General features: G+C 51.2%; 19 protein-coding genes and 1 tRNA gene. 6 read left to right on the forward strand and 14 right to left on the reverse strand.

Annotated elements, in window-relative coordinates; translation table 11 throughout:
- Positions 1-21 precede the first annotated feature (21 nt).
- From DWZ03_RS13025 to DWZ03_RS13040, 4 genes are read right to left on the reverse strand one after another with little or no spacing between them, the layout of a single operon-like run.
- Complete coding sequence (locus tag DWZ03_RS13025; RefSeq protein ID WP_005836280.1) at positions 22-1,242, reverse strand: ABC transporter permease; 1,221 nt, start codon at positions 1,240-1,242, stop codon at positions 22-24.
- A gap of 53 nt (positions 1,243-1,295) precedes the next feature.
- On the reverse strand, positions 1,296-2,042 hold the full coding sequence (locus DWZ03_RS13030) for an ABC transporter ATP-binding protein (protein ID WP_005828066.1): 747 nt from the start codon (positions 2,040-2,042) through the stop codon (positions 1,296-1,298).
- Positions 2,043-2,057: 15 nt separating this feature from the next.
- A complete protein-coding gene (locus DWZ03_RS13035) occupies positions 2,058-3,287 on the reverse strand; it encodes an efflux RND transporter periplasmic adaptor subunit (protein WP_117866122.1) in 1,230 nt (409 codons plus the stop codon).
- Positions 3,288-3,299: 12 nt separating this feature from the next.
- The gene (locus DWZ03_RS13040) at positions 3,300-4,700 is read right to left on the reverse strand and encodes a TolC family protein (protein WP_057088295.1); all 1,401 of its coding nucleotides are present in this window, start codon (positions 4,698-4,700) and stop codon (positions 3,300-3,302) included.
- Between the two features lie 210 nt (positions 4,701-4,910).
- On the opposite strand from DWZ03_RS13040, the gene DWZ03_RS13045 reads away from it, so the two are divergent.
- The 3 genes from DWZ03_RS13045 (at position 4,911) to DWZ03_RS13055 (ending at position 7,992) form a co-directional block, all read left to right on the forward strand.
- Positions 4,911-5,132 (forward strand): DUF4492 domain-containing protein, encoded by a 222-nt coding sequence (locus DWZ03_RS13045; RefSeq protein WP_005836288.1) that lies wholly within the window; start codon positions 4,911-4,913, stop codon positions 5,130-5,132.
- A 116-nt stretch (positions 5,133-5,248) separates the two neighbouring features.
- Entirely contained in the window at positions 5,249-6,823 is a 1,575-nt protein-coding gene (locus DWZ03_RS13050) for a cytochrome ubiquinol oxidase subunit I (RefSeq protein ID WP_016273496.1), read from the forward strand.
- Positions 6,824-6,843: 20 nt separating this feature from the next.
- On the forward strand, positions 6,844-7,992 hold the full coding sequence (locus DWZ03_RS13055) for a cytochrome d ubiquinol oxidase subunit II (RefSeq protein WP_005828073.1): 1,149 nt from the start codon (positions 6,844-6,846) through the stop codon (positions 7,990-7,992).
- 75 nt (positions 7,993-8,067) lie between these two features.
- Here the strand turns inward: DWZ03_RS13055 and mtgA are convergent, their stop codons facing one another.
- The 7 genes from mtgA to potA form a co-directional block, all read right to left on the reverse strand.
- Complete coding sequence (gene mtgA / locus DWZ03_RS13060; RefSeq protein WP_120130246.1) at positions 8,068-8,772, reverse strand: monofunctional biosynthetic peptidoglycan transglycosylase; 705 nt, start codon at positions 8,770-8,772, stop codon at positions 8,068-8,070.
- 89 nt (positions 8,773-8,861) lie between these two features.
- Entirely contained in the window at positions 8,862-9,536 is a 675-nt protein-coding gene (locus tag DWZ03_RS13065; protein ID WP_120130247.1) for an OmpA family protein, read from the reverse strand.
- Between the two features lie 100 nt (positions 9,537-9,636).
- On the reverse strand, positions 9,637-10,965 hold the full coding sequence (locus DWZ03_RS13070; RefSeq protein WP_057088297.1) for an MATE family efflux transporter: 1,329 nt from the start codon (positions 10,963-10,965) through the stop codon (positions 9,637-9,639).
- Between the two features lie 32 nt (positions 10,966-10,997).
- A complete protein-coding gene (locus DWZ03_RS13075; RefSeq protein ID WP_195326382.1) occupies positions 10,998-12,335 on the reverse strand; it encodes an ABC transporter substrate-binding protein in 1,338 nt (445 codons plus the stop codon).
- A 44-nt stretch (positions 12,336-12,379) separates the two neighbouring features.
- Positions 12,380-13,171, reverse strand: a complete 792-nt coding sequence (locus DWZ03_RS13080; protein ID WP_005828082.1) for an ABC transporter permease — start codon at positions 13,169-13,171, stop codon at positions 12,380-12,382.
- The gene (locus DWZ03_RS13085; protein WP_005828083.1) at positions 13,168-13,941 is read right to left on the reverse strand and encodes an ABC transporter permease; all 774 of its coding nucleotides are present in this window, start codon (positions 13,939-13,941) and stop codon (positions 13,168-13,170) included. The genes DWZ03_RS13080 and DWZ03_RS13085 overlap by 4 nt, the downstream gene beginning before the upstream one ends.
- Positions 13,942-13,957: 16 nt before the next feature.
- Entirely contained in the window at positions 13,958-15,364 is a 1,407-nt protein-coding gene (potA, locus tag DWZ03_RS13090; RefSeq protein WP_005828085.1) for a polyamine ABC transporter ATP-binding protein, read from the reverse strand.
- Positions 15,365-15,577: 213 nt separating this feature from the next.
- Between potA and DWZ03_RS13095 the strand changes: the two genes are divergently transcribed.
- Both DWZ03_RS13095 and DWZ03_RS13100 read left to right on the forward strand, forming a co-directional pair.
- The gene (locus DWZ03_RS13095; protein ID WP_005836294.1) at positions 15,578-16,339 is read left to right on the forward strand and encodes an SDR family oxidoreductase; all 762 of its coding nucleotides are present in this window, start codon (positions 15,578-15,580) and stop codon (positions 16,337-16,339) included.
- 100 nt (positions 16,340-16,439) lie between these two features.
- On the forward strand, positions 16,440-18,644 hold the full coding sequence (locus tag DWZ03_RS13100) for an alpha-galactosidase (protein ID WP_119979721.1): 2,205 nt from the start codon (positions 16,440-16,442) through the stop codon (positions 18,642-18,644).
- A gap of 511 nt (positions 18,645-19,155) precedes the next feature.
- Here the strand turns inward: DWZ03_RS13100 and DWZ03_RS20235 are convergent.
- Entirely contained in the window at positions 19,156-19,587 is a 432-nt protein-coding gene (locus DWZ03_RS20235) for an Arm DNA-binding domain-containing protein (RefSeq protein WP_120130249.1), read from the reverse strand.
- Positions 19,588-19,678: 91 nt separating this feature from the next.
- A tRNA-Lys gene (locus DWZ03_RS13110) sits at positions 19,679-19,751 on the reverse strand.
- A gap of 137 nt (positions 19,752-19,888) precedes the next feature.
- Here DWZ03_RS13110 and ettA point away from each other — a divergent pair.
- Positions 19,889-21,586: an energy-dependent translational throttle protein EttA gene (gene ettA / locus DWZ03_RS13115; RefSeq protein WP_005828098.1), complete on the forward strand. Its 1,698-nt coding sequence runs from the start codon at positions 19,889-19,891 to the stop codon at positions 21,584-21,586.
- A 153-nt stretch (positions 21,587-21,739) separates the two neighbouring features.
- Here the strand turns inward: ettA and DWZ03_RS13120 are convergent, their stop codons facing one another.
- Positions 21,740-23,089 (reverse strand): DNA/RNA non-specific endonuclease, encoded by a 1,350-nt coding sequence (locus tag DWZ03_RS13120; RefSeq protein ID WP_165859863.1) that lies wholly within the window; start codon positions 23,087-23,089, stop codon positions 21,740-21,742.

Raw genomic sequence — 23,089 nt, forward strand, 5'->3', positions numbered from 1 at the left:
CTTCCGGCAAGGGAGGAAAGGTTATTCGTAGCGTATGGCCTCTATCGGGTCGAGGTCCGCAGCTTTCTTGGCGGGATACCAACCGAAGAACACTCCGGTGACGGTACATACGGCGAAGGAGAGGAATACACTCCACGGCTGGATGAAGATGGGCCAGTGGGCAACGCTCTTCACTATCCAGCTGGCTCCGCATCCGATGATGACACCGATGATGCCTCCGGTGATGCTGATGAGGATGGCTTCGATGAGGAACTGGCTCAAGATGTCGACACCGCGGGCGCCTACACTCATGCGCAGGCCGATTTCGCGCGTGCGTTCCGTCACCGATACGTACATGATGTTCATAATGCCGATGCCGCCCACTACGAGCGAAATGCCGGCTATGCAGGCAAGCAGCGTGGTCATCAGGTCGGTGGTGGAGTTCAGCATGGTGCTGAGTTCCTGCTGGCTGCGAATGGTGAAGTCGTCGTCGTCACTCTCCTTCAGCTTGTGGTTGCGGCGCAGTATCTCGGTGATTTCGTCGGTGGCATTGTCCGTCATGTCCTCGGTAAGGGCGGAGGCGAAGATGCCGCTAAGGTAGGTCTGTGCCAGCAGGCGTTTCATCACGGTGCTGTAAGGGGCAAGCACTACGTCGTCCTGGTCCATGCCCATGGAGTTGTAGCCTTTGGACTTCAGCACGCCCACCACGCGGAAGGGCACTTGGTTGAAACGGATGATACGTCCCACGGGGTCCTCTCCGCCGGGGAAGAGGTTGTCTTGGATGGTTTTTCCGATGACGCACACCTTGGCAGAGGTCTGTATGTCGGCTTCGGTAAACATCTCGCCGTTCTCCACGCTGAGCTGCCGGATTTCGAGATAATCCGTGCCCACGCCGCTCACGGAGGAGGGGTAGTTGTTGTTGCCCGCGATGAGCTGCCCGCTGGAGGAGACATTGGGGCTGACGGCAGCCAGAAAGTTGGTTTCGTTGCGCAGGGCTTCGTAGTCGGTCAGCTTCAAGGTCTGCATGGCGCTGGGGTCTTGGCGGACACCGCCGCGCATGTCGGCACCGGGGTGAATCATAATCATGTTGGAGCCCATCTCGGAGATTTGCGCCTGGATGCTTTTCTTCGAACCTTGTCCGATGGCAAGCATCGTGATGACGGACGCCACGCCGATGATGATGCCCAGCATGGTGAGGAATGCGCGCAGCTTGTTGTTGTTCAAGGCTCGCAAGGCTATTTTGAAAAGGTTTGTTCCGTTCATATCGTTTTAATGGAAAGTTTAAAATTAATCCCTAATCCTTAATCCCTTATCCCTCATTCCTCCTCCTGCTTAGGCAATGCTGCCAGGGCTTCGGCTGCATTCTGGATTTGGGTGTTGATGGTATCGTCCTTGATTTGTCCGTCGCGCAGCACGATGTTGCGGCTGCTGTACTGGGCTATTTCGGGGTTGTGGGTGACGAAGATGATGGTGCGTCCTTCGGCATGCAGCTTTTGGAACAGTACCAGAATCTCGAAAGAAGTACGGGTGTCCAGGTTACCCGTAGCTTCGTCTGCCAGGATAACGGCGGGATTGTTCACCAAGGCACGGGCGATGGCTACGCGTTGCATCTGGCCACCGGACATTTGATTGGATTTATGTTCCAGTCGGTCGCCCAGCCCCACGGCTTGCAGGGCTTCGATGGCACGTCTCCGCCTTTCGGAAGCCGAGACGGAGGAGTTATACATCAGCGGTAGCTCCACATTTTCCACGGCAGTGGTTTTGGGCAGCAGGTTGTAACTCTGGAATACGAAGCCGATTTTACGGTTGCGTAGTACGGCGCGTTGAGGCTTGCTCATGGTGCGTACGGAGATACCGTCCAGCAGGTATTCGCCGCTGGTGGGCGTGTCCAGGCAGCCGAGGGTATTCAGCAAAGTCGACTTTCCGGAGCCCGATGTACCCATGATGGTGACAAACTCGCCTTCACGGATGGTGAACGAGACGCCGCGCAGGGCATGCACGGTTTCGTCCCCCACCTGGAAGTTGCGTTTGATATTTTGAAGTTCAATGACTGCTTTATTCATAATTCTTTTTTTGTATTATTTTCCGCTCTTCTTCTTACTTCCCGGAGGGCCAGGCATGAACGGACTCTTCTCGCCGCCGGGAGCTTCCTGGCTCATGGCCGGAGCGCCGCTACCGGGCATGCTGCCGATGGTGGCTTCGGTTACCACTACGGTACCTTCGTTAATGCCGCTGATGATTTCCGTGTTGACTCCGTTGGAGATACCTATCTTCACCGGATGGGCGGTAAAGGTGTTGCCTTCGCGGGTCCAGAGTTTATGTTCCCCTTCGCAATCCTTCACGATATCATTGTCGCCGATAAGCGGTTTTTCGGGGTTGAAGCGCAGGGCACGGGCAGGAGCGCACAGTACGTCTTTGCGGTCGAGGGTGAAGATGGTGACGTTGGCTGTCAGGCGTGGTTTCAGTTTCAGGTCCGGGTTGTGGGCGGAGATGACTACTTCGTAGGTCACAACCGTGCTGGTGCTGGTGCTCGACGTGCTGCTTGAGCTGGCATCTCCCAGACGAATTTGTGTGACCACTCCTTCGAACACGTCATTCGGGTAGGCGTCTACGGTAAACGTGGCGCGCTGTCCCTCTTCCACACCGCCTATGTCCGCTTCGTCCACGTCGGCCACAACCTGCATCTGCGTCAGGTCGGCAGCGATGGTGAACAGTGTCGGTGTCTCGAAGCCGGAAGCCACGGTCTGTCCTGCTTCCACGTCGCGGCTGATGACTACACCGTCGATGGGAGAGGTGATGGTGGCGTAGGAGAGGTTGCGTTCAGCCTTTGCCAGTGATGCCTGGCTGCTTTCGTAGTTGCTCTTGGCCTTCTCGTAGTTATAGACGGACTGCTCATAGTCCGTGGCGGCGATGAGCTGCTTTTCGTTCAGCGTCTTGTTGCGCTCGTAGAGTTTTTTCTGGTACTCGTATTCGGCCTTTGCACCGTTGTAGGCGGCGCGTTGCGAAGCGAGTTCGCTTTGCAGTGTCACGCGATCCATCTCGGCAATGAGTTGGCCTTTGGTTACTACGGAATTGTAGTCTACATGAATCTTGTCGATGATACCGCTCACCTGGGTACCCACTTCCACTTCCGTCACCGGTTCGATGGTCCCCGTGGCGGTTACGGATTCGGAAATCTCGCCTTTATGGATGGTTGCTGTGGCGTAGGTCACCTTGTGCTTGGCCTTGGCACCACCGAAGAGCCATACGCCGCCGCCCACTATGATTACGGCAGCTACGGCAATGAGGATGATTCTTTTTTTGTTCATATATATAAGGTATTATAATTCGATTTTTTCTCCTTGATAAAACTTCAGTAGCTGCATATTCAGTATGGCCATGTATTTGGCTTGCAGTGTCTCCTGCTGTGCGCTGAGCAGATTGCTTTTCTCAGTCAGCAGTTCTACGGTATTCTTCATGCCCAGGTTGAACTGCTCTTGAATCAGTTCATAGCTGGTCTGCGTACTTTTCAGTTTCTCTGTGGCGGCGGCGTAGCGCTGCTGGGCGCTGTTGGCATCGAGCCAGAGGGTTTCGATGGTCTTGTACAGCGTTTTTTGGTCGTCCAGCAGGTCCAGTTCGCTGGTCTGCTTCTGAATCTTGGCTTTCTCTACGGCACTCTTGGTCTGCCGGTTGCTGAAGATAGGCACGCTTACGGTGAAGCCCAGCGAGTTGTTCCAGTTCTGTTTGACTTGCTCGCTGAAGGTGAAGTCATTGCCGTTGGCATGGCTGGTTCCGATGCCGGCGCTGAGGCTCAGCGTAGGCAGATAGCCAGCGCGGGCAATTTTGATGTCGAGGTCGGATGTCTGTATATTCAGTTTGCCGGCTTCTATTTCCGGACGGAGCACGAGGGCAGAACGGTAAACGTCCGTTTTGGTGGGCAGGGGTGCCAGTACGTTTTCCGTGCCGAGTGTGGGGATGTAGAGGTTCATCTCGGATTCGCCGTCCAGTTCCAGGAGTTGTTTCAGTTGTAGTTTGTAGTCTTGCAGGGTGGCTTGTGCTGTCACCAGCTGGTACTTGTCGGTACTCACTTGCGCTTCCAGTTGTGCCAGGTCGCTTTTGGCTATGCTTCCTGCTTCGAGAAGTTGGCGGGCGCGTTCGCATTCGGCCTGGCTCACTTCCAGGGTCGATTCGTTCACTTTCACGGCTTCGGCGGCGTAGAGTATCTGTACGTAGGTTTGTGCGATACTTTCTTCGATGCTGTTCTCGCTCTGTGCTACGCTAAGTTCGGCAATGCGGTTGTTCAGTTGCTGTTGTTTGATGGTGTTGAGGCGTTTCCCGCCGTTGTAGAGGGTCCAGTTGGCATCGATGCCGTAGCTGCCGTTATAGGAAGTCTTGCTCTGGCTGCTGGTGATGTTGTCGCCGTCGATGATGGTGTTTGTCTCGCTCTTCGGGCGATTCACGACACGCTGGCTCACACTGGCCGAAAGGCTGGGGAAGAGAGCGGCTCGGGCGGTCTTTACATCTACCTGGGCACTTTCCGCACTGAGGCGGTTCTTGCGGATGGTGATGTTTTGCTGCAAGGCATAGTCGATGCACGCTTGCAAGTCCCATTGGGCGGGCAGGCTGTCGGCTGGCTGCTCGGAACTGCCGGGTATCTGCGTGGAAGTGCCGTTTTGGGCGGCCACTCCCATGCAGCTTGCCATACATAGCGCTATCACTGTCAATCTTTTTACGTTCGTCATATCTTCGTTATTCTATGGTTTTACATTTGCAAATGTAGTAGGGTGGAGAAAGGATTGCAAAAGTGATAGACGTAGAGTGAATTTTCCTCGCCTAAAATCTTTTTTGTACCGATGAATGGGAGAAGTCTTTTTTCTGTTCAACTTTTCACCTTTTTATTTGTTCTTTATATAAAAGTATTTTATATTTGTAATCATTATAATTTTATCGGCATGAAACAGACTGCGGTAAACATTTGGCGTTTTTATTTGGAAGGTTTTCGAAGTATGACGTTAGGGCGTACTTTGTGGCTTATCATTCTTGTGAAGTTATTCATCATGTTCTTCATTCTCCGCCTTTTCTTCTTCCCACGGTTTCTGAATACCCCCGTGGTGGGCGATGACAAGGAAGGCTATGTCAGTAATGAGCTTATCCATCGGAGTCTGGGCGACTAAACACGGAGACACAGAGTTTATTTCCTTGCCCTTATAAATTCTCCGTGTCTCTCTGTTCTTACCCGATAACTTAAAAACTTAATAACTCATAACTTATAACTCATAACTTGATTCTTATGCTTGGACACATTGACACTTCCCTGATTGACTGGTCGAGAGCCCAATTTGCCTTGACCGCCATCTATCACTGGATTTTTGTGCCGCTGACACTTGGACTGGCGGTAATTATGGGCATCATGGAGACAGCGTACTACCGTACGGGTGACGAATTTTGGAAACGTACTGCCAAATTCTGGATGAAGATTTTCGGTATCAACTTTGCTATTGGTGTAGCAACCGGTATTATTCTGGAATTTGAATTCGGTACGAATTGGAGTAATTACAGTTGGTTTGTGGGCGACATCTTCGGTGCGCCGCTTGCCATCGAGGGTATTTTGGCTTTCTTTATGGAAGCAACGTTTATCGCCGTCATGTTCTTCGGCTGGGATAAGGTGAGCAAGCGTTTCCACCTGGCATCTACCTGGCTCACGGGGCTGGGCGCCACGATTTCCGCCTGGTGGATTCTGGTTGCCAATGCGTGGATGCAGAATCCCGTAGGTATGGAGTTCAATCCCGATACGGCACGCAACGAGATGGTGGACTTCTGGGCTGTGGCAACTTCGCCGATGGCTGTCAATAAGTTCTTCCATAGCGTGCTGTCCGGCTGGGTGCTGGCTGCCGTGTTTGTAGTAGGCGTAAGCTGCTGGTATCTGTGGAAGAAGCGCGAGAAGAAATTTGCGCTGGCAAGTGTAAAGATTGCCGCATGGGTAGGTCTGTGTGCCGCTGTGCTCTCTGCCTGGACGGGTGATGGCTCGGGCTATCAGGTGGCGCAAAAGCAGCCGATGAAGCTGGCTGCTATGGAAGGCTATTATGAAGGGCGGCAAGGTGCCGGATTGGTAGCGTTCGGGCTGCTGAATCCTGCCAAGCAGACACCGCAGGACGGAGTAGACCCATTCCTTTTCCGTGTGGAAATCCCTAAGATGCTGTCGCTGCTTGCCGAGCGCAAGATGGATGCTTTTGTTCCCGGCATCAATGACCTGCTGAAAGGCGGATATCCGTTGAGGGACGGTACCGTAGCGCTTTCGGCAGAAGAGAAAATAGAAAAAGGAAAAACGGCCATCGGTGCGTTTGCCGCCTATCGTGCAGCCAAGGCTGCGGGCAATGAGGCGGATGCAGAGGTGGCTGCCAAAGTGTTGAAAGATAATGTAGCCTATTTCGGTTACGGTTATATCAAGGACGTGAACGAGCTGGTGCCCAATGTGTCCCTTACGTTCTACATGTTCCGTGTGATGGTGATGTTGGGTGGATACTTCATCCTCTTCTTTATTGTGGTGCTGTTCCTGGCCTATAAGAAAGACTTGTCGCGGATGCCATGGATGCATTGGGTGGCTATGCTCACCATTCCGCTGGGCTATCTGGCTGGACAAGCCGGATGGGTGGTTGCCGAGTGTGGTCGCCAGCCGTGGGCCATCCAAGATATGCTGCCCACGAGTGCCGCCATCTCTAAGCTGGATGTAGGCTCCGTGCAGACCACGTTCTTTATCTTCCTGGTACTTTTCACTGTCATGCTGATTGCTGAGGTGGGAATTATGCTGAAGGCCATTCGCAAAGGTCCGGAAACCGAAACGCACACACCGTCACATAACTCATAACTTATAACTCATAACTCACAATGAATGCTTATATATTTCTTCAACACTATTGGTGGTTTGTAGTCTCCTTGCTGGGAGCACTGCTGGTATTCCTGCTGTTCGTGCAGGGAGGTAATTCGCTTCTGTTCTGTCTGGGGAAGACGGAGGAGCAGAAGAAGATGATGATTAATTCTACGGGACGGAAGTGGGAGTTCACGTTTACAACGCTCGTCACGTTTGGAGGCGCGTTCTTTGCTTCGTTTCCGTTGTTCTATAGTACGAGTTTCGGAGGAGCCTATTGGCTGTGGATGATTATTCTGTTCAGCTTTGTGTTGCAGGCTGTCAGCTACGAGTTTCAGTCCAAGGCGGGAAATCTGCTGGGCAAGACAACGTATCGCACATTCCTGGTGATAAACGGAGTAGTAGGTCCGGTATTGCTGGGTGGGGCGGTTGCTACGTTCTTCACGGGGTCTAACTTCTATATCAATAAAGGGAATATCGCAGATGCGGCAATGCCGGTTATCAGCCAATGGGCTAACGGCTGGCATGGGTTGGATGCGCTGCTTAATCCGTGGAATGTGGTGCTGGGGCTGGCTGTGTTCTTTCTGGCACGTATCTTGGGAGCGCTTTATTTTATTAATAATATCAATGAGGATGATTTGGTGAAACGCTGCCGCCGGGCACTCTGGGGAAATACGGCGTTGTTCCTGGTATTCTTCCTGGCCTTCGTCATCCGCACGCTGCTTGCCGACGGCTATGCTGTACGCCCGGAAACGGGAGAGGTGTTCATGGAGCCCTACAAGTATCTGACGAACTTCCTGCAGATGCCGGTAGTGCTGCTTGTATTCCTGGTTGGTGTGGTGGCTGTGCTCTGGGGCATTATCCGCACGCTGTGGAAGCCGGCATTCGACAAGGGTATCTGGTTTGCCGGTGCAGGGACGGTGCTTACGGTATTGGCACTGCTGCTTGTGGCAGGCTATAACAATACGGCCTATTATCCTTCTACCCACGACCTGCAAAGCTCACTCACGTTGGCAAACAGTTGCTCGAGCCAGTTCACACTGAAGGTTATGGCTTATGTCTCTATCCTTGTTCCTTTCGTTCTTGCCTACATCTTCTACGCTTGGCGCAGCATCGACAATCGCAAGATTGATGCGAAGGAGATGGAAGAGGGAGGACACGCGTATTAATTAAAAATTAAGAATTAAAAATTAAAGGAGGATGTGTCATCTGTGTGCTATTAACTGTTTTGATACATCCTCTTCTTATTCTTTTGTTCGCATCTCATTTAGCTGGAATTTGGGTACCAGTTTCATCAATCGTAGAATCTGTCCTTGCCTTTTCTTTATGTAAGGGGAGGGGTGTGCTGAGTCGAAGCGTATGGGATTGGGCAATGTTGCCGCTATTAGTGCGCACTGTCCGGCAGAGAGCTTGGCGGCGGTGGTCTTGAATTTGTATTGGGCGGCGGCTTGTGCACCATAGATGCCTTTCCCCATTTCGATGGAGTTAAGATAGACCTCCATGATACGTTCTTTGGACCAGAAGAATTCTATCAGTACGGTGAAGTAGACTTCCAGTCCTTTGCGTACCCAGGAAGACTGGGGCCATAGGAATACATTCTTTGCCGTCTGCTGGCTGATGGTGCTTGCGCCCCGTTTCCGTTTTCTTGTTTCATTCTCCTTTATCGCTTTTTGTATCTCGATGAAATCGAATCCGTTGTGTGTGGCAAACCGGTTGTCTTCCGAGGCAATGACGGCCATAGGCAGGTGAGGGGATATCTTGTCGGAAGATACCCAAGTGTGGTGCCAGCGCGGATTTTCACCTTTGAAGACCTGCTGCACGCTGCGAATAACCATCAGTGGCGTGATGTAGACAGGTACAAAACGATAAGCCACTACCGCCAGGATAGTGGAAATAAAGAAGAATAATATGATGTTGCGGAGGAACCGCAAAGGCTTCGGGAGTTTCATGGAGAGAGTGCCAGTGTGATTAATGTGCTAATATGCCAATGTGATCAATGTGCCAATGTGCTAATTGGCACATTGATCACATTGGCATATTAATTATTCGCCTCCGCATTCTTAATCATCTGTTCGCTGGCATACATATATACCTCTACGCGTCGGTTCTGTTCGGCAGACAGACTTTCGTCGTATTCGTTGTATCCCACGCCTTCCACTTTCTTGAACTGGGCAGGAGATACACCGCAATCCTGCAAATAGTTCTCTACGGCATAGGCGCGGTTCTTGGAAACTTTCATGTTGGCTTCGTAAGTACCCACTTTGTCGGTATGGCCGATGATGGCGATATCCGTTGTCGGGTCTTCCTTCAGAATCTGTGCGAGTTCGCGCAGGGAAGCCTTTGCCTCGTTGCTCAGTGCTGCGGAGTTGAAGCCGAAAAGAATACCTGCCGCAAAGGATACTTTGACAGCCGGCAAGCCGTTGGCATCCGTCACCTGCTCCACTTGGGCGCCTTCAATCTTGGCAGCTTCGGCAGCCTTCTTGTCCATCTTGTGTCCGATGGCAACGCCGGCACCCGTACCTACTGCAGCACCTACCGCAGCTCCAATGGCTGCCCCCTTGCCTTTACCTATCAGTCCGCCGATAATGGCACCTGCTGCTGCACCGGAGCCACCGCCGATTATTCCACCTTTGGCCTTGTTGTTCATTGTGCCGCAACTGCCCAGCAGCAATGCGCCGCACAAAAGCAATACTGTAAATTTCATCTTCTTCATAACTCTTTTTCTTTAAAAGTTGACTTTATCTTTAATGTTGCAAATTTATGTATATAATAACCATATTCTTCTTTCTAAAGTTCGCCAGTTCTGTCCTTTTTTAGAGAATTTTCCTTTTGATGAGGACGAACCAGGCTGTCAGTATAAGACCTTTGGCAATGGTCGTTCCACTTACTGCCCACCAGATGGCATCCACTCCCATACCCATGTGCACCAGCAGTAACGCCACCGGAATACGCATGTAATTGCATCCGATGCTGACAATGGCAGGCGGCACTGTCCGTCCCAGTCCGTAGAACACGCCCTGCATGGTAATTTCCATCATCATGAACATTTGCGAATAGCCGTCGATGCGGAGGAAATCTCCGCCCACACGGTAGGCTTCGGCCTCGGGTACGAAGATAGAGAACACCTCGCTGCCGAAGAAGATGAACAGTAGTGAGCAGAGGCTTCCGAATACGCCCGTCATCCACATGGTGGTGCGCCATGCTTGCTTCACGCGCGACTTCTGCCCCGCGGCATAGTTCTGGGCGATGAACGTACTCAGCCCCGTGGAGAATCCTTGCGAAGTATTCCAGGTAATGGCCTCGATTTGTCCACCGGTGGTGAATGCCATCAGTCCGATGTGTCCTCCCTGCTCCGAGGCGGTGCGCGAGAGGAACATGTTGACGAAGGCAAATAGCGTGTTCAGCGTAGCCACGGGCAGCCCGAGCTTGAAGATGCGCCGGGTGTACTTCTTTTTCAACGGAACGATAAAGGAGAAACCTCCGAGCACGGCGCTTTTCCCCCGGAGCTTGTAGACGAAGATGCCGAATACTGTAGCTTCGGAAAGCCATGTGGCAAGTGCTGCGCCCACTGTTCCCCAACCGAAGCCGAAGATGAACAGAGGGTCGAGGAGGATATTCATAATCAGTCCCGTTCCGCTGATGTAGAACGGAATCTTGCTTTGTCCTGCCGCGTTGTAGATGCCCGTGAAGGCAGCGGAGAGAAAGACAAACGGCAGTCCCGTCGACACGATGCGCAGATAAGTCACGGCGGCGTCCGTGATATGCTGTTTCAGCTCGAAGATGTTCAGAATGGGGCGGGCGAAAAGGAAGAGCAGACCTCCCCAGCAGACGGAGATGAGCAGGGCAATCGTAATGTTGTGCGAAGCAAAGCTGCGTGCATCCTCTTCGCTGCGTGCACCGATGGACTGGCCTACGCTGACTTCGGCGCCCACTTTATTGAGCAAGGCGATGGAGCCGGACATCCACGTCAGTATGCCTACCGCACCTACTGCAGCCACGGACTCACTGCCCAGACGCCCTACCCATGCCATGTCCGTCAGGCTGTAGGCCATCTGGATGAACGAGGTGGCCATGATGGGCATTGCCAGCGTGAAAAGCTGGCGGTTGATGGGGCCTTGTGTCAGATTCTTTGTTCCTTGCACGTTGACGGGTTTTTAGGTAAACAATGTGTTGTTCATCCCCTTTTCCGCTTTCTGCGGAGACGGTGGCGGCGTTTCTGCTTGTACTTTCGTATCTTGGCATATACCAACCAGATGAAGAGCAGACCGAAAACGGCGAAGATGAGCAGCACGATGCCTGTGTTGAGATTGTCACCTTTCACGCGGCTCCACATCTCGAGCACCTGTTCCGTGCGGTCGCCGAAGTCGCGTATCATGGCGCAACGTTCCACTACACAGCGGTCAGGGTACTGGACCGGGTCTATCTGCAGGCTGTCGGCTCCGGGCAGGGGGCCGAAGAAGTAGCTGAGGTCGGAGTGCACGTCGAGCGTGGTATCGGTCTTGGCCTCCATGATTTCCGGTGTGGCTACGGCGCTGACGTAGCCGATAGCATCCATGTTGCGCAGTGCCACGGAAGGCTGGCAGAGGTAGTTGATGAAATAGCTTGCCGCCTTCACGTTGCGGGCGTAGCGGGGGATTACCCAGCCGTCGTACCAGATGTTGCTGCCTTCGCGGGGGACGGTGTAGTCCAGTTCCACACCCACGGCATCGGCCTCCTCGATGGCCCAGACGGCATCGCCGCTCCAGGTGAAGTTAATCCACGCCTTGTTCTTGGTCATCATTTCCTTGCCGAAGTCGGCTTCCCAGCCGGCGATGTTGGGTTTCATCTCCTTGAGGCGTTGCTCGGCCAGGGCGATGGCCTGCGGGGAGTTGTCGTTCATCAGTTGCTCTACGGTGACGGTGCTGTCGGCCAGCTCCCGGGCGTGGGCGTAGATGATGGCGGTACCGTAGGCATCGCGGTAGCTGTCCTTCATCAGTATTTTGCCGCGGTTTTTGGAGTCCCAGAGGATGTCCCATGTGCCGGCCTCTTCGGCGGTAATAAACTTTTTGTTGAAGAGGATACCAGCGGTGCCCCACATGTAGGGCACGGCATAGTCCTCGGTCTGGCGTTCCGGTTGCGAGGTCTTGTTCAGCTCGTGGCGAATGTAGGGCGACACGTTGGGGATGTAGTCCGGCGTGTGGCCGAAGTTGCGGTCGATGGGTAGCAGGAGGTCTTTGCGAAGCATGCGTTCGATGATGTACTCCGAGGGGCATACGACGTCGAAGTCCTCGTGCCCGCGCTCAATTTTGGTGAGCATGATTTCGTTGATATCGAACACCTGGTAGATGATACGGAGGTCTTCGCCCGTCTGCTGCTTGTACCAGTCGGGAAATTCGGCAAGCACATCTTCATCGATGTAGTCCGCCCAGTTGTATATCTTCAGTACACGGCTGCGCTCTTCTGTGGAGTTTCCACAAGAAGAGAGGGATGCGATACAGCACAGTAGAATCAGTATGTTTATTATCCTTTTCATCATCTTGTTCTTGACAATTGATAACTTATAACTCATCACTCACATCAATCGTTTTTCGTCCGTTCGGCCCGCTTGTTGATTACAATCAGCAGCACCAGCACCGTCACGAAGATGATGGTGGAGAGTGGCCGCAGTTCCGGCGTCAGTCCACCTTTGCGCGCATCGGCGTAGATGTAGGTGGAGAGCGTTTCCAGCCCTTGGTTGCCGATGGTGAAGATGGTCACGGCAAAGTCGTCGATGGAGAGCGTGAAAGCAAGGATGAATCCGCTTATCATACCCGGAAATATCTCCGGAAGAATAACCTTGCGCAGTGCTTGGAACGGTGTGGCGCCCAGGTCGAGTGCCGCCTCGTAGACATTCTGGTTCATCTTTTTGAGCCGGGGCATTACGCTGAGCACCACGTAGGGCGTGCAGAAAGTGATGTGTGCCAGTACCACTGTGGTGAATCCTTGCGATATGCCGAAGCTGACGAACAGCAGGAACAGCGACACACCGGTGATAATGTCTGCATTCATCATCGGGATGGCATTGGCGAAGTTCATTACCTGCCGTGTGCGCGAGCGCAGATTGAAGATGCCGATGGCTGCAATGCTGCCCAGCGCCGTACTGGCGGTGGCGGCAAGCAGGGCAATGGCGAATGTGTTCCAGATGGCATTCATCAGCGAGTGGTGCATCCCGCCCGTAAACAAGGAGCTGTACAGCTTGGTGGAGAATCCCGTCCAGTTGCCCAGCACCTTTGCCTCCGTGAAGGAGAATATCATAATAATTAAGATGGGCGAGTAGAGCAACGCCAGCAGCAGCCACAAGTAGCCGCGGGTTAAGATTCGTGTCATCATATCACACCTCCGCTTTCATTCGATGCCCCGTCCTCCTCGTTGGTAAAGAGGATGGTGATGCCTATCAGCAGCAGCATGATGAGCGAGAGGGCGGCACCGTAGTTCCACATTCCGTTGTAAATATTCTCTTGCACCGTGGTGCCGAACAGTTTGATGTTGTTCATTGTCAGCAACTCGGCAATGGCAAAGGTAGAAACCGTAGGCATAAACACCATCACTATGCCGCTCATCACTCCCGGCATGGAGAGCGGCAGAATCACCTTGCCGAATACGCGGGTAGGAGAGGCTCCCAAGTCCTGCGCAGCCTCAATCAGATTGTGGTCCATCTTCTGAAGAGTGTTGTAAATGGGGTATATCATGAACGGCAGGAAGTTGTAGACCATACCGAACACAAGGGCACCTTCGCCCAGCGGCAGGTTCAGGAAGTCGAACAGCGCCACTGTGGCAAGCGTACGTATCAAGATATTCACCCACATGGGGAGGATGAACAGCACCACCATGGTGCGTGAGGTGTTGAATTGCTTCTGGCTCAGGATATACGCTGCCGGATAGCCCAGCAGCAGGCAGACCAGCGTGGTGATAACGGCTATTCCGATGGAGTAGACAAACGTGTTCATCGCTTCGGGGTGCATCATGAACTTGCGGAAGTTGGCCAACGTAAACGCCCCTCCGTCGTCCGTAAAGGCATAGAGCACGATGAGCAGCAGCGGTACTATGACAAATACAAGCAGAAACAGCGCGTAGGGTACCGTCCAGTTGCGCCGGCGCATGAAGAAATGGGATAACTTATTGAGCACTTCCTTCCTTATTAAGAGATTGAACAATCCGTATATTTTGAGGGGCGATGGTGATACCTACGCGGTCGCCGTCGTCCCACACGTCGTTGGTGTCGACAAAGATGTCTTCGTCCCAGTCCGTAAACACGGTCAGGTGGTAATGGTTCCCTTTGTAGAGGATGAATTTCACTTCACCCGTCAGACGGCCGTCCTCTTCGTTGTCTTCGAGGATGACGTGCTGGAAGTCTACTTCCACTTGCACGGCGCTGCCCGGCTCGATGCCCTGCACGGGGAGGCACTCGAAGTTACAGCCCAGGAAGTCTACGTGCGTCTCGTCCACCAGCTTTCCCTCGAAGGTGTTGCAGGTGCGTTCCTTCTTCATCACGTGGATGTCGAAGGGTTTCACCAGCAGGCCGACTTCGCGTCCTGCCTCGAAGGCATGGTAGTCCTGCACCATCAGCTCGTAGCCTTCGCGCGTCTGCACCAGCATTTCGTAGTGTACGCCTTTAAAGATGCAGCTGGTTACGGTCCCCGTCAGCTGTGCGGCGTCGGATACATCGAAGATGTAGATGTCTTCGGGGCGAATCACTACGTCTACCTGCATCTGCTCGCCAAATCCCGTGTCCACGCATTCAAATTCGTGTCCGCAGAAGGTGACGGCTTTATCCTTTATCATAACTCCGTTCAAGATGTTGCTTTCACCAATGAAGTCTGCTACGAAGGAGTTGATGGGTTCGTTGTAGATGTCCGTCGGCACGCCTATTTGCTGGATGCGTCCTTCGCTCATCACGACGATGGTATCGCTCAAGGTCAGTGCCTCTTCCTGGTCGTGGGTCACATATACGAAGGTGATGCCCAGCTTCTGGTGCATCTCCTTTAGCTCCATCTGCATGTCCTTGCGCATTTTTAGGTCCAGGGCGGCAAGGGGTTCGTCCAGTAGCAGCACTTCGGGTTCGTTGACGATGGCTCGGGCAATGGCTACGCGCTGTTGCTGCCCGCCGGAGAGGGAGTCTACGTCGCGGTCCTCATAGTCCGTCATGCCCACCATGCGCAGGGCTTGCTTTACCTTCTTCTCGATGGTGGCACCGGGCAGCTTCTTCAGCTTCAACCCGAAAGCAATGTTGTTGAACACGTTGAGGTGGGGGAAGAGGGCGTACTTCTGGAACACGGTGTTCACCGGACGCTTGTGCGGCGGTGTCTGCGTGATGTCCTTTCCGGCAATGGTTATCACTCCTTCCGAGGCTGTCTGAAAGCCTGCAATGAGGCGTAACAGTGTTGTCTTTCCGCAGCCGGACGGTCCCAGTATTGTTACAAACTCGCCCTTACGGACAGACAAATTCACATCATTCAGCACGGCCTTGTCTCCGAAGAATTTCGATACGTGCTCCACACCGATGATGCAATCGGACTTTTGCATAAGCGTCTTTTACTTTATCCAAACGAATTAAACAAATCTCAGAAGAAAGCTGAAATAAAATCAAAACAGTTTCTCGGGCTTTCAAAAAGCGGGTGCAAAGTTACATAATTTATCGGGATTTTTCGCCTTACTCTAAAATTCATTATTCCTATGAAGTTAAAATAATAAGTAATACCTTTGTTGGCAGTATTGATATTAAAACTTAATAACATGATGGAAAAGAAGATTGTACTCATCACCGGAGCCTCCTCGGGAATAGGGGAAGGCTGCGCGCGTAAATTTGCCATGAACGGTTACCGGCTTATACTCAATGGCCGTAATGTGGAGAAACTGAATGCTGTAAAGAAAGAATTGTTGGAGAAATATGGAGCCGATGTGTATCTGCTTCCTTTCGATGTCCGCGACCGGCAGGCTGCCCGTGCCGCCCTCGAATCCCTTCCGGAGGAATGGAAGGCGGTAGACATACTGGTGAACAATGCCGGACTCGTCATTGGGGTGGACAAGGAACATGAAGGCAATCTGGATGAATGGGACATTGTCATCGACACTAACGTGAAAGCCTTGCTTGCCATGACCCGCCTCGTGGTTCCCGGTATGGTGGAGCGTGGCCGTGGTCATGTTATCAATATGGGGTCCATTGCCGGAGATTACGCTTATCCGGGAGGCAGTGTGTACTGTGCTTGCAAGGCTGCCGTCAAGGCCCTTTCCGACGGACTCCGCATCGACCTGGTGGATACCCCGATACGCGTAACGAATATCAAGCCGGGGTTGGTGGAAACCAATTTCTCCGTCGTCCGTTTCCGTGGTAACCGGGAGGCGGCCGATAATGTATATAAAGGTATACGCCCGCTGACCGGCGACGATATAGCCGAAGTGGTCTATTTCGCCGCTGCCGTCCCCGAGCATATCCAGATTGCGGAAGTGCTGGTGATGCCTGCCAACCAAGCCACGGGGACAATTGTCAGCCGGAAATAGAATTTGTATAAGGATATGATAAAATGATACTATTTTATCTTCGGGGAAACGCCTACATTTGCGCACAGCTAAATGAATATAGAATCTAAACAAGAAAAGCATGAATTTCAAGAAACGAACAAATTTCCTCTTTGGAGTACTGCTGCTGACCGGCAGTTTGTTGGCTCAAAACGTATGTGTATCCACTCCGAAAACCTCTTTGGTGCTTTCGGCTCCTGAAGGCGGTACACTGAGACACTTGTATTATGGTAACAGACTTTCTGAAGCCGACTTGCAGAATATCTCTGCGGCAGAAGCGAACCATGCAGCCTATCCCGAATATGGATTGAATGCTCCCGTGGAGACGGCCCTCGCTGTGAAGCATGCCGACGGTAACATGACCCTCCAGCTCGAAGTATTGAACGTGACTACCGAAAAGGAAGGGAATGCCGTGACGACTGTCGTGGCACTGAAGGATAAGGTGTATCCCTTCTTCGTCAATGTCTGTTACCGTGCCTGGCAGGATGCCGACGTGATAGAATCCTGGACTGAAATCTCCCATCAGGAGAAGAAGCCGGTGGTACTCAATCAGTTTGCTTCCGGCTATCTGCCCATCCGCCGTGGCGATGTATGGCTGTCCCATCTCTCCGGTTCCTGGGCCAATGAAGGGGTTTTGACGCAGGAACCTCTCACTCCGGGCATGAAGGTTATCAAGAATAAGGACGGTGTGCGCAATTCCCATACTGACCATGCCGAAGTGATGTTCTCCCTTGACGGCCGTCCGCAGGAGAACACGGGCAACGTGATTGGTGCAGCCCTCTGTTACAGCGGCAACTACAAACTCCGCATTGAGACACACGATGATGAATACCACCATTTCTTTGCCGGAATCAACGAAGAGAACTCTACTTATTCCTTGAAGAAGGACGAGCTTTTCCGCACTCCCGAACTTGCCCTGACTTATAGTAATGAAGGCTTGAGTGGCGGCAGCCGTAACTTCCATCGCTGGGCACGCCTGCACAAACTGGCGCACGGCACTACCCCCCGCAAGATTCTTTTGAATAGTTGGGAAGGCGTGTACTTTGACATCAACCAGCAAGGTATGGACCAAATGATGGCGGACATTGCCTCCATGGGTGGCGAGTTGTTCGTGATGGACGATGGCTGGTTTGGCGACAAGTATCCCCGTAAGAACGACAGCTCATCACTCGGCGACTGGGTGGTGGACAAGAACAAGCTTCCGAACGGTATTGAAGGCTTGCTGAGTGATGCCAAGAAACATGGCGTCAAGTTTGGCATCTGGATTGAGCCGGAGATGGCGAACACTACCAGCGAACTCTACGAGAAGCATCCCGACTGGGTACTTAAAGCTTCCGAACGTGACGTTGTGTTGGGACGCGGCGGCACGCAGGTAGTGCTTGACCTTGCCAATCCTGCCGTGCAGGACTTCGTTTTCGGTGTGGTAGACAACCTGATGACCTCTTATCCTGAAATAGATTACATCAAGTGGGACGCCAATATGTCTGTCCAGAACCACGGTTCGCAATATCTGACGAAGGATAATCAGAGCCACATGTACATCGAATTCCACCGCGGCTTCGAGAAAATCTGCCAGCGCATCCGTGCCAAATATCCCGACCTTACCATCCAGGCATGTGCCAGTGGCGGCGGTCGTGCCAACTACGGAGTGCTGCCTTACTTCGACGAGTTCTGGGTAAGCGACAATACCGATGCCCTGCAACGTGTCTATATGCAGTGGGGAACTTCCTATTTCTTCCCCGCCATCGCTATGGCATCGCATATCAGTGCTGCCCCCAATCATCAGACGTTCCGCACCATCCCTCTGAAATATCGGATAGACGTTGCCATGAGTGGTCGTTTGGGTATGGAAATCCAGCCCAAAAATATGACGGAAGAAGAAAAGGCTCTTTGCAAGAATGCCATTGCCGAGTACAAGACCATTCGTCCCGTAGTACAGTTGGGAGACATTTACCGCCTGCTCTCTCCTTATGACAAGCAAGGTGTGGCTTCTCTGATGTACGTGGCTCCGGAGAAGGACAAGGCAGTCTTCTATTGGTGGAAGACGGAACATTTCTGTAACCAGCACCTGCCGCGTGTGAAGATGGCAGGGCTCTGTGCCGACAAGCAATACCGGGTGCATGAACTGAACCGTATAGATAATGTTCCCTTGAACTATGAAGGAAAGACTTTCAGCGGTGCCTATCTGATGGCAAACGGGTTGGAGATTCCTTACACACATAAGGTGGACTACCACAAACAGAACGACTATTCAAGCCGTGTGCTTTATCTAGAAGAGGTGAAATGACGTGAATAAAGGTGAGGTTTAGCCGCGTAAAGGTGAACTTGAGCGGCGTAAAGGTGAGGTTGATGGGTACAGTTGGTACAGTAGGACCGCTGTGCCCACTGTACCCATGTTTGATTTACTTGAAATACACAATATTAAAATTCCAAGTTGCCTCTATCATCACGGAAAGCCATTTATATAATAAGTGTAAATGTTTGGCGAAAAATATCTTGAAATGTTATATATATAAACCATTTTGGCTAATTTTGTACTGTGATAATTTAGAATAATGGCAGATATAAAGTTTAATAGACTGAAAGTCGTTCTGGCTGAACGTGAATTGCCCATGCTATCAACATCAGTCCAAGGGAACTTATTAACGAACCTCAAACCGTAGAATGGCCGGCAAGGTACAACTAAACAGGTTTATGAAATTAAGAAAATAGACAGCGATTTCTTCGCGGAAGAATAATAACAATGAACAGCAACCAATTTATCAAATTATTCAACAAAGGCAAAAAGAGCAATGCAATCATGGAATCCGCTGACGTTTCAAAATATTGGTGGACAAATTGACGAACATTCCTGCATATCTGATTCTGCTCTCCTTCCGCAAGTTCTGAATATAAGTCAGATAGTATTCACCCACCGTTTTATAGGTTGTGTGGTTTGTGGTGGATTCAATGAGAGTTGTAGCCGTAAAGTCCTTGCCTGCTATCCTCTTATCCAAAGCGGCTTTCTGTATCTCATTAATTCTGTCGTTTATGAGAATGGTTATTCTCTCACGATTCGGGCATTTAGTCTTTGGCTGGTTTGTCTTGAAGTCCCATAATTCAGCTTTTATGGATATGCCAAGACTTTGAAACTTCCTTTTACGGTCTTTACAGACACATAACATAAGAGGGTGTTCTCCATTACTAAGAGTTTTAGACCTGTAATACAGTACTTTAATAGTTTCGCTCATTCGGTTTCTTGGTTTACACAGATACCGTAGAACGTAGTGTTTATAATGAACAAAGCAGCTATCTGATTTAGATAACTGCTTGATTCTCAAGTGAACCGCTTGGGGCTCGAACCCAAGACCCCAACATTAAAAGTGTTGTGCTCTACCTGCTGAGCTAGCGATTCAGACCTTATTGCTGTTAAGCGGGTGCAAAGATAGATACTTTTTTGAAAATTGCAAAATAATATCATCTTTTTTCTTATCTTTGTCCCCATTAATCCTTGATATTAATCATTATCACTGAACATTAATCATTAAATACATGGCAACAGTAGACGATAAAAAGATTATCTTTTCTATGGTTGGGCTGAATAAAACCATTCAGCAGAACAACAAGCAGGTACTGAAGAACATTTACCTTTCGTTCTTCTACGGGGCAAAAATCGGTATCATCGGTCTGAACGGTTCGGGTAAATCGACCCTGCTGAAGATTATCGCCGGATTGGATAAGTCCTATCAGGGCGAAGTGGTGTTCTCGCCGGGATATTCTGTGGGGTATCTGGCCCAGGAACCGTACCTCGACCCCACCAAGACCGTAAAGGAAATTGTAATGGAAGGCGTGCAGCCCATTGTGGACGCGCTGGCAGAATACGAGGAAATCAATCAGAAGTTTGGCTTGCCCGAATATTATGAGGACCAGGACAAGATGGACAAGCTCTTCTCCCGCCAGGCCGAGTTGCAGGACATCATTGACGCGACCGATGCCTGGAACCTTGACAGCAAGCTGGAACGCGCCATGGACGCCCTCCGTTGTCCGCCCGAAGACCAGTCCGTAGAACATCTTTCCGGTGGTGAGCGCCGCCGTGTGGCCCTTTGCCGCCTATTGTTGCAGAAGCCCGACGTGCTTCTTCTTGACGAGCCCACCAACCACCTTGATGCCGAATCCATCGACTGGCTGGAACAACACTTGCAGCAGTACGAGGGTACGGTGATTGCCGTAACGCACGACCGTTACTTCCTCGACCACGTTGCCGGCTGGATTCTTGAGCTGGACCGTGGCGAAGGTATTCCCTGGAAAGGTAACTACTCCAGTTGGCTGGAACAGAAGACCAAGCGCATGGAGCAAGAGGAAAAGACCGCCAGCAAGCGCCGCAAGACGCTGGAACGCGAGCTGGAGTGGGTGCGCATGGCTCCCAAGGCCCGTCAGGCAAAGGGAAAGGCGCGTCTGAACTCCTACGACAAATTGCTGAACGAGGATGTGAAGGAGAAGGAAGAGAAGCTGGAAATCTTTATCCCGAACGGTCCCCGTCTGGGTAATAAGGTGATTGAAGCCAAGCATGTGGCAAAGGCGTTCGGTGACAAACTGTTGTTCGATGACCTCAACTTCATGCTTCCACCCAACGGTATCGTGGGTATCATCGGCCCTAACGGTGCCGGTAAGACTACGCTTTTCCGTCTTATCATGGGACTGGAAAAGGCAGACAAAGGCGAATTCGAGGTGGGGGAGACCGTAAAGGTTGCCTACGTGGACCAGCAGCACAAGGATATCGACCCCAACAAGAGCGTATATCAGGTCATTTCCGGCGGAAACGATCTGATTCGCATGGGAGGGCGCGACATTAATGCACGCGCCTATCTGTCCCGTTTTAACTTCTCCGGTGCCGACCAGGAAAAGCTCTGTGGGGTGCTTTCCGGTGGTGAACGCAACCGCTTGCATCTGGCGCTCTGCTTGAAGGAGGAAGGTAATGTGCTGTTGCTGGACGAGCCCACCAATGACATCGACGTGAATACGCTCCGTGCCCTCGAAGAAGGTTTGGAGGACTTTGCCGGATGTGCTGTGGTCATCAGTCACGACCGTTGGTTCCTTGACCGTATCTGTACGCATATCCTCGCTTTCGAAGGAGACTCCAATGTGTTCTTCTTTGAAGGTTCTTATTCAGAATATGAGGAAAATAAACAGAAACGTCTTGGGAAAGAAGAACCCACCCGTGTACGTTATAGAAAGCTCATGAATGACTGATTTGAGTATTTCAAAGAACAAATAGGAGAGAGGGAGGTCAGCCATAAGGCAAACCTCCCTCTCTCTTCTTATTATCTACTCGTCACTTAGGGAGTGTGTAATATACCATTATTCATGTCCGGATTCACGAATATTCATTCGTAGCACATGATACTACCAGGCCCAATCGGTGACATTATAGCTACTCTCCACTTCATCCTCAATATAATCGGGAAGATTGCAGAAGAAGTCTATGCCTGTCTTGCTTTCAAGTTCATCAATGCTGATGGCATTTGCTTTGGTGTCATCCCTATTCAGCGGATGTTCAAAAGTATAGCCGTAGTCATCACGATGTTCCACCCAAAAACCTATGGCCTGATAGGATGTAGCTATGTCAACAAGCTGATTGGCACGATGAGCCAATACGGCAATGAAGTAATATTGTGGAACAGGCAATCCTTTTGATGTGAAACCCTTTGAGTCAGTAGCGGGCATCACTCCATCTCCTCCTGCCTTGGTTCCCTTATAATCTATCAATAGCTTGTCGAGCGTTCCACCTTTTGCCACATAGATTTTATCGTACACACTTCCAAAGGCATTGCCCTTGCGCACCCATGAGTTGAGTAACTGCTCGAAGGTAACCCAGTAACCGCCATTGAATGAGTTGAATTGTGGGCTCATGTTGCTGAAGTAGAAAGTCTGCTTATTGGCTTCTGTAGAAAAAGAACGATCATCGGAAGCACAGAGGTGTCCTCGGTCGAATCCATCATTGGTATGCCAGCTATTGTCAACCCTCATACTCTCCGGCAGCAATGGGTCTACTGCCCAGGCGTCATCACTTCTGGTTACATTTTTCACCCCTGTAATGGCATCGTAGCTATAGGCCACCCAGCGAGAATGTTTCATGTGGTCGTTCCATTCCATTGCATAGTTAAGCACTTTGTTGCCACTGGCCGTAACTTCATGCTCCACGTAGGTATTACCCTCCATCAGATGTGGCATTTCGTATTCTGTTACGTAATTTTGTCCTTGGGCGGATACATTCGCATTTTTGTTTTCTATCACAACTCTTTGGGCGGCATTATGCTCCACTCCTACATTTATCCCATCAACGTATGCGATGCGAAGTTTGAACATGGCAACTTGTGAAGGAAGCTGATAGCGTACCCAATAAGAAGTTTTTGCTTTGGCCACAGCCTTGTCACTCCATTGCTTTACGGTGGAGTAATCGGGAAGTGACGATAGATTATCAGTATCAAATTCTTCTGAAAAGGTGAATCCGTCACCGGAAATAGTCTTATTGGCTGCAATACTGATTTGCGAACGGATTGATTCATCCAATGTCAAGCCTTTGCTACCATCAATAGCATATAGTACTTCACGCTTGGAACCTTGTTCAGTGAATTGAATGTCATTGATAGTGGGATGTTCATTCATTTCTGAAGAATCATCTGAGCTACATCCACAGAACAATGGCAGCAACAGGCAAATCGCTAAAATCAAATTGTAATATCTTTTATTCAT

This window comes from Bacteroides sp. AF29-11, from assembly GCF_003602895.1.
GTDB lineage: Bacteria > Bacteroidota > Bacteroidia > Bacteroidales > Bacteroidaceae > Bacteroides > Bacteroides uniformis.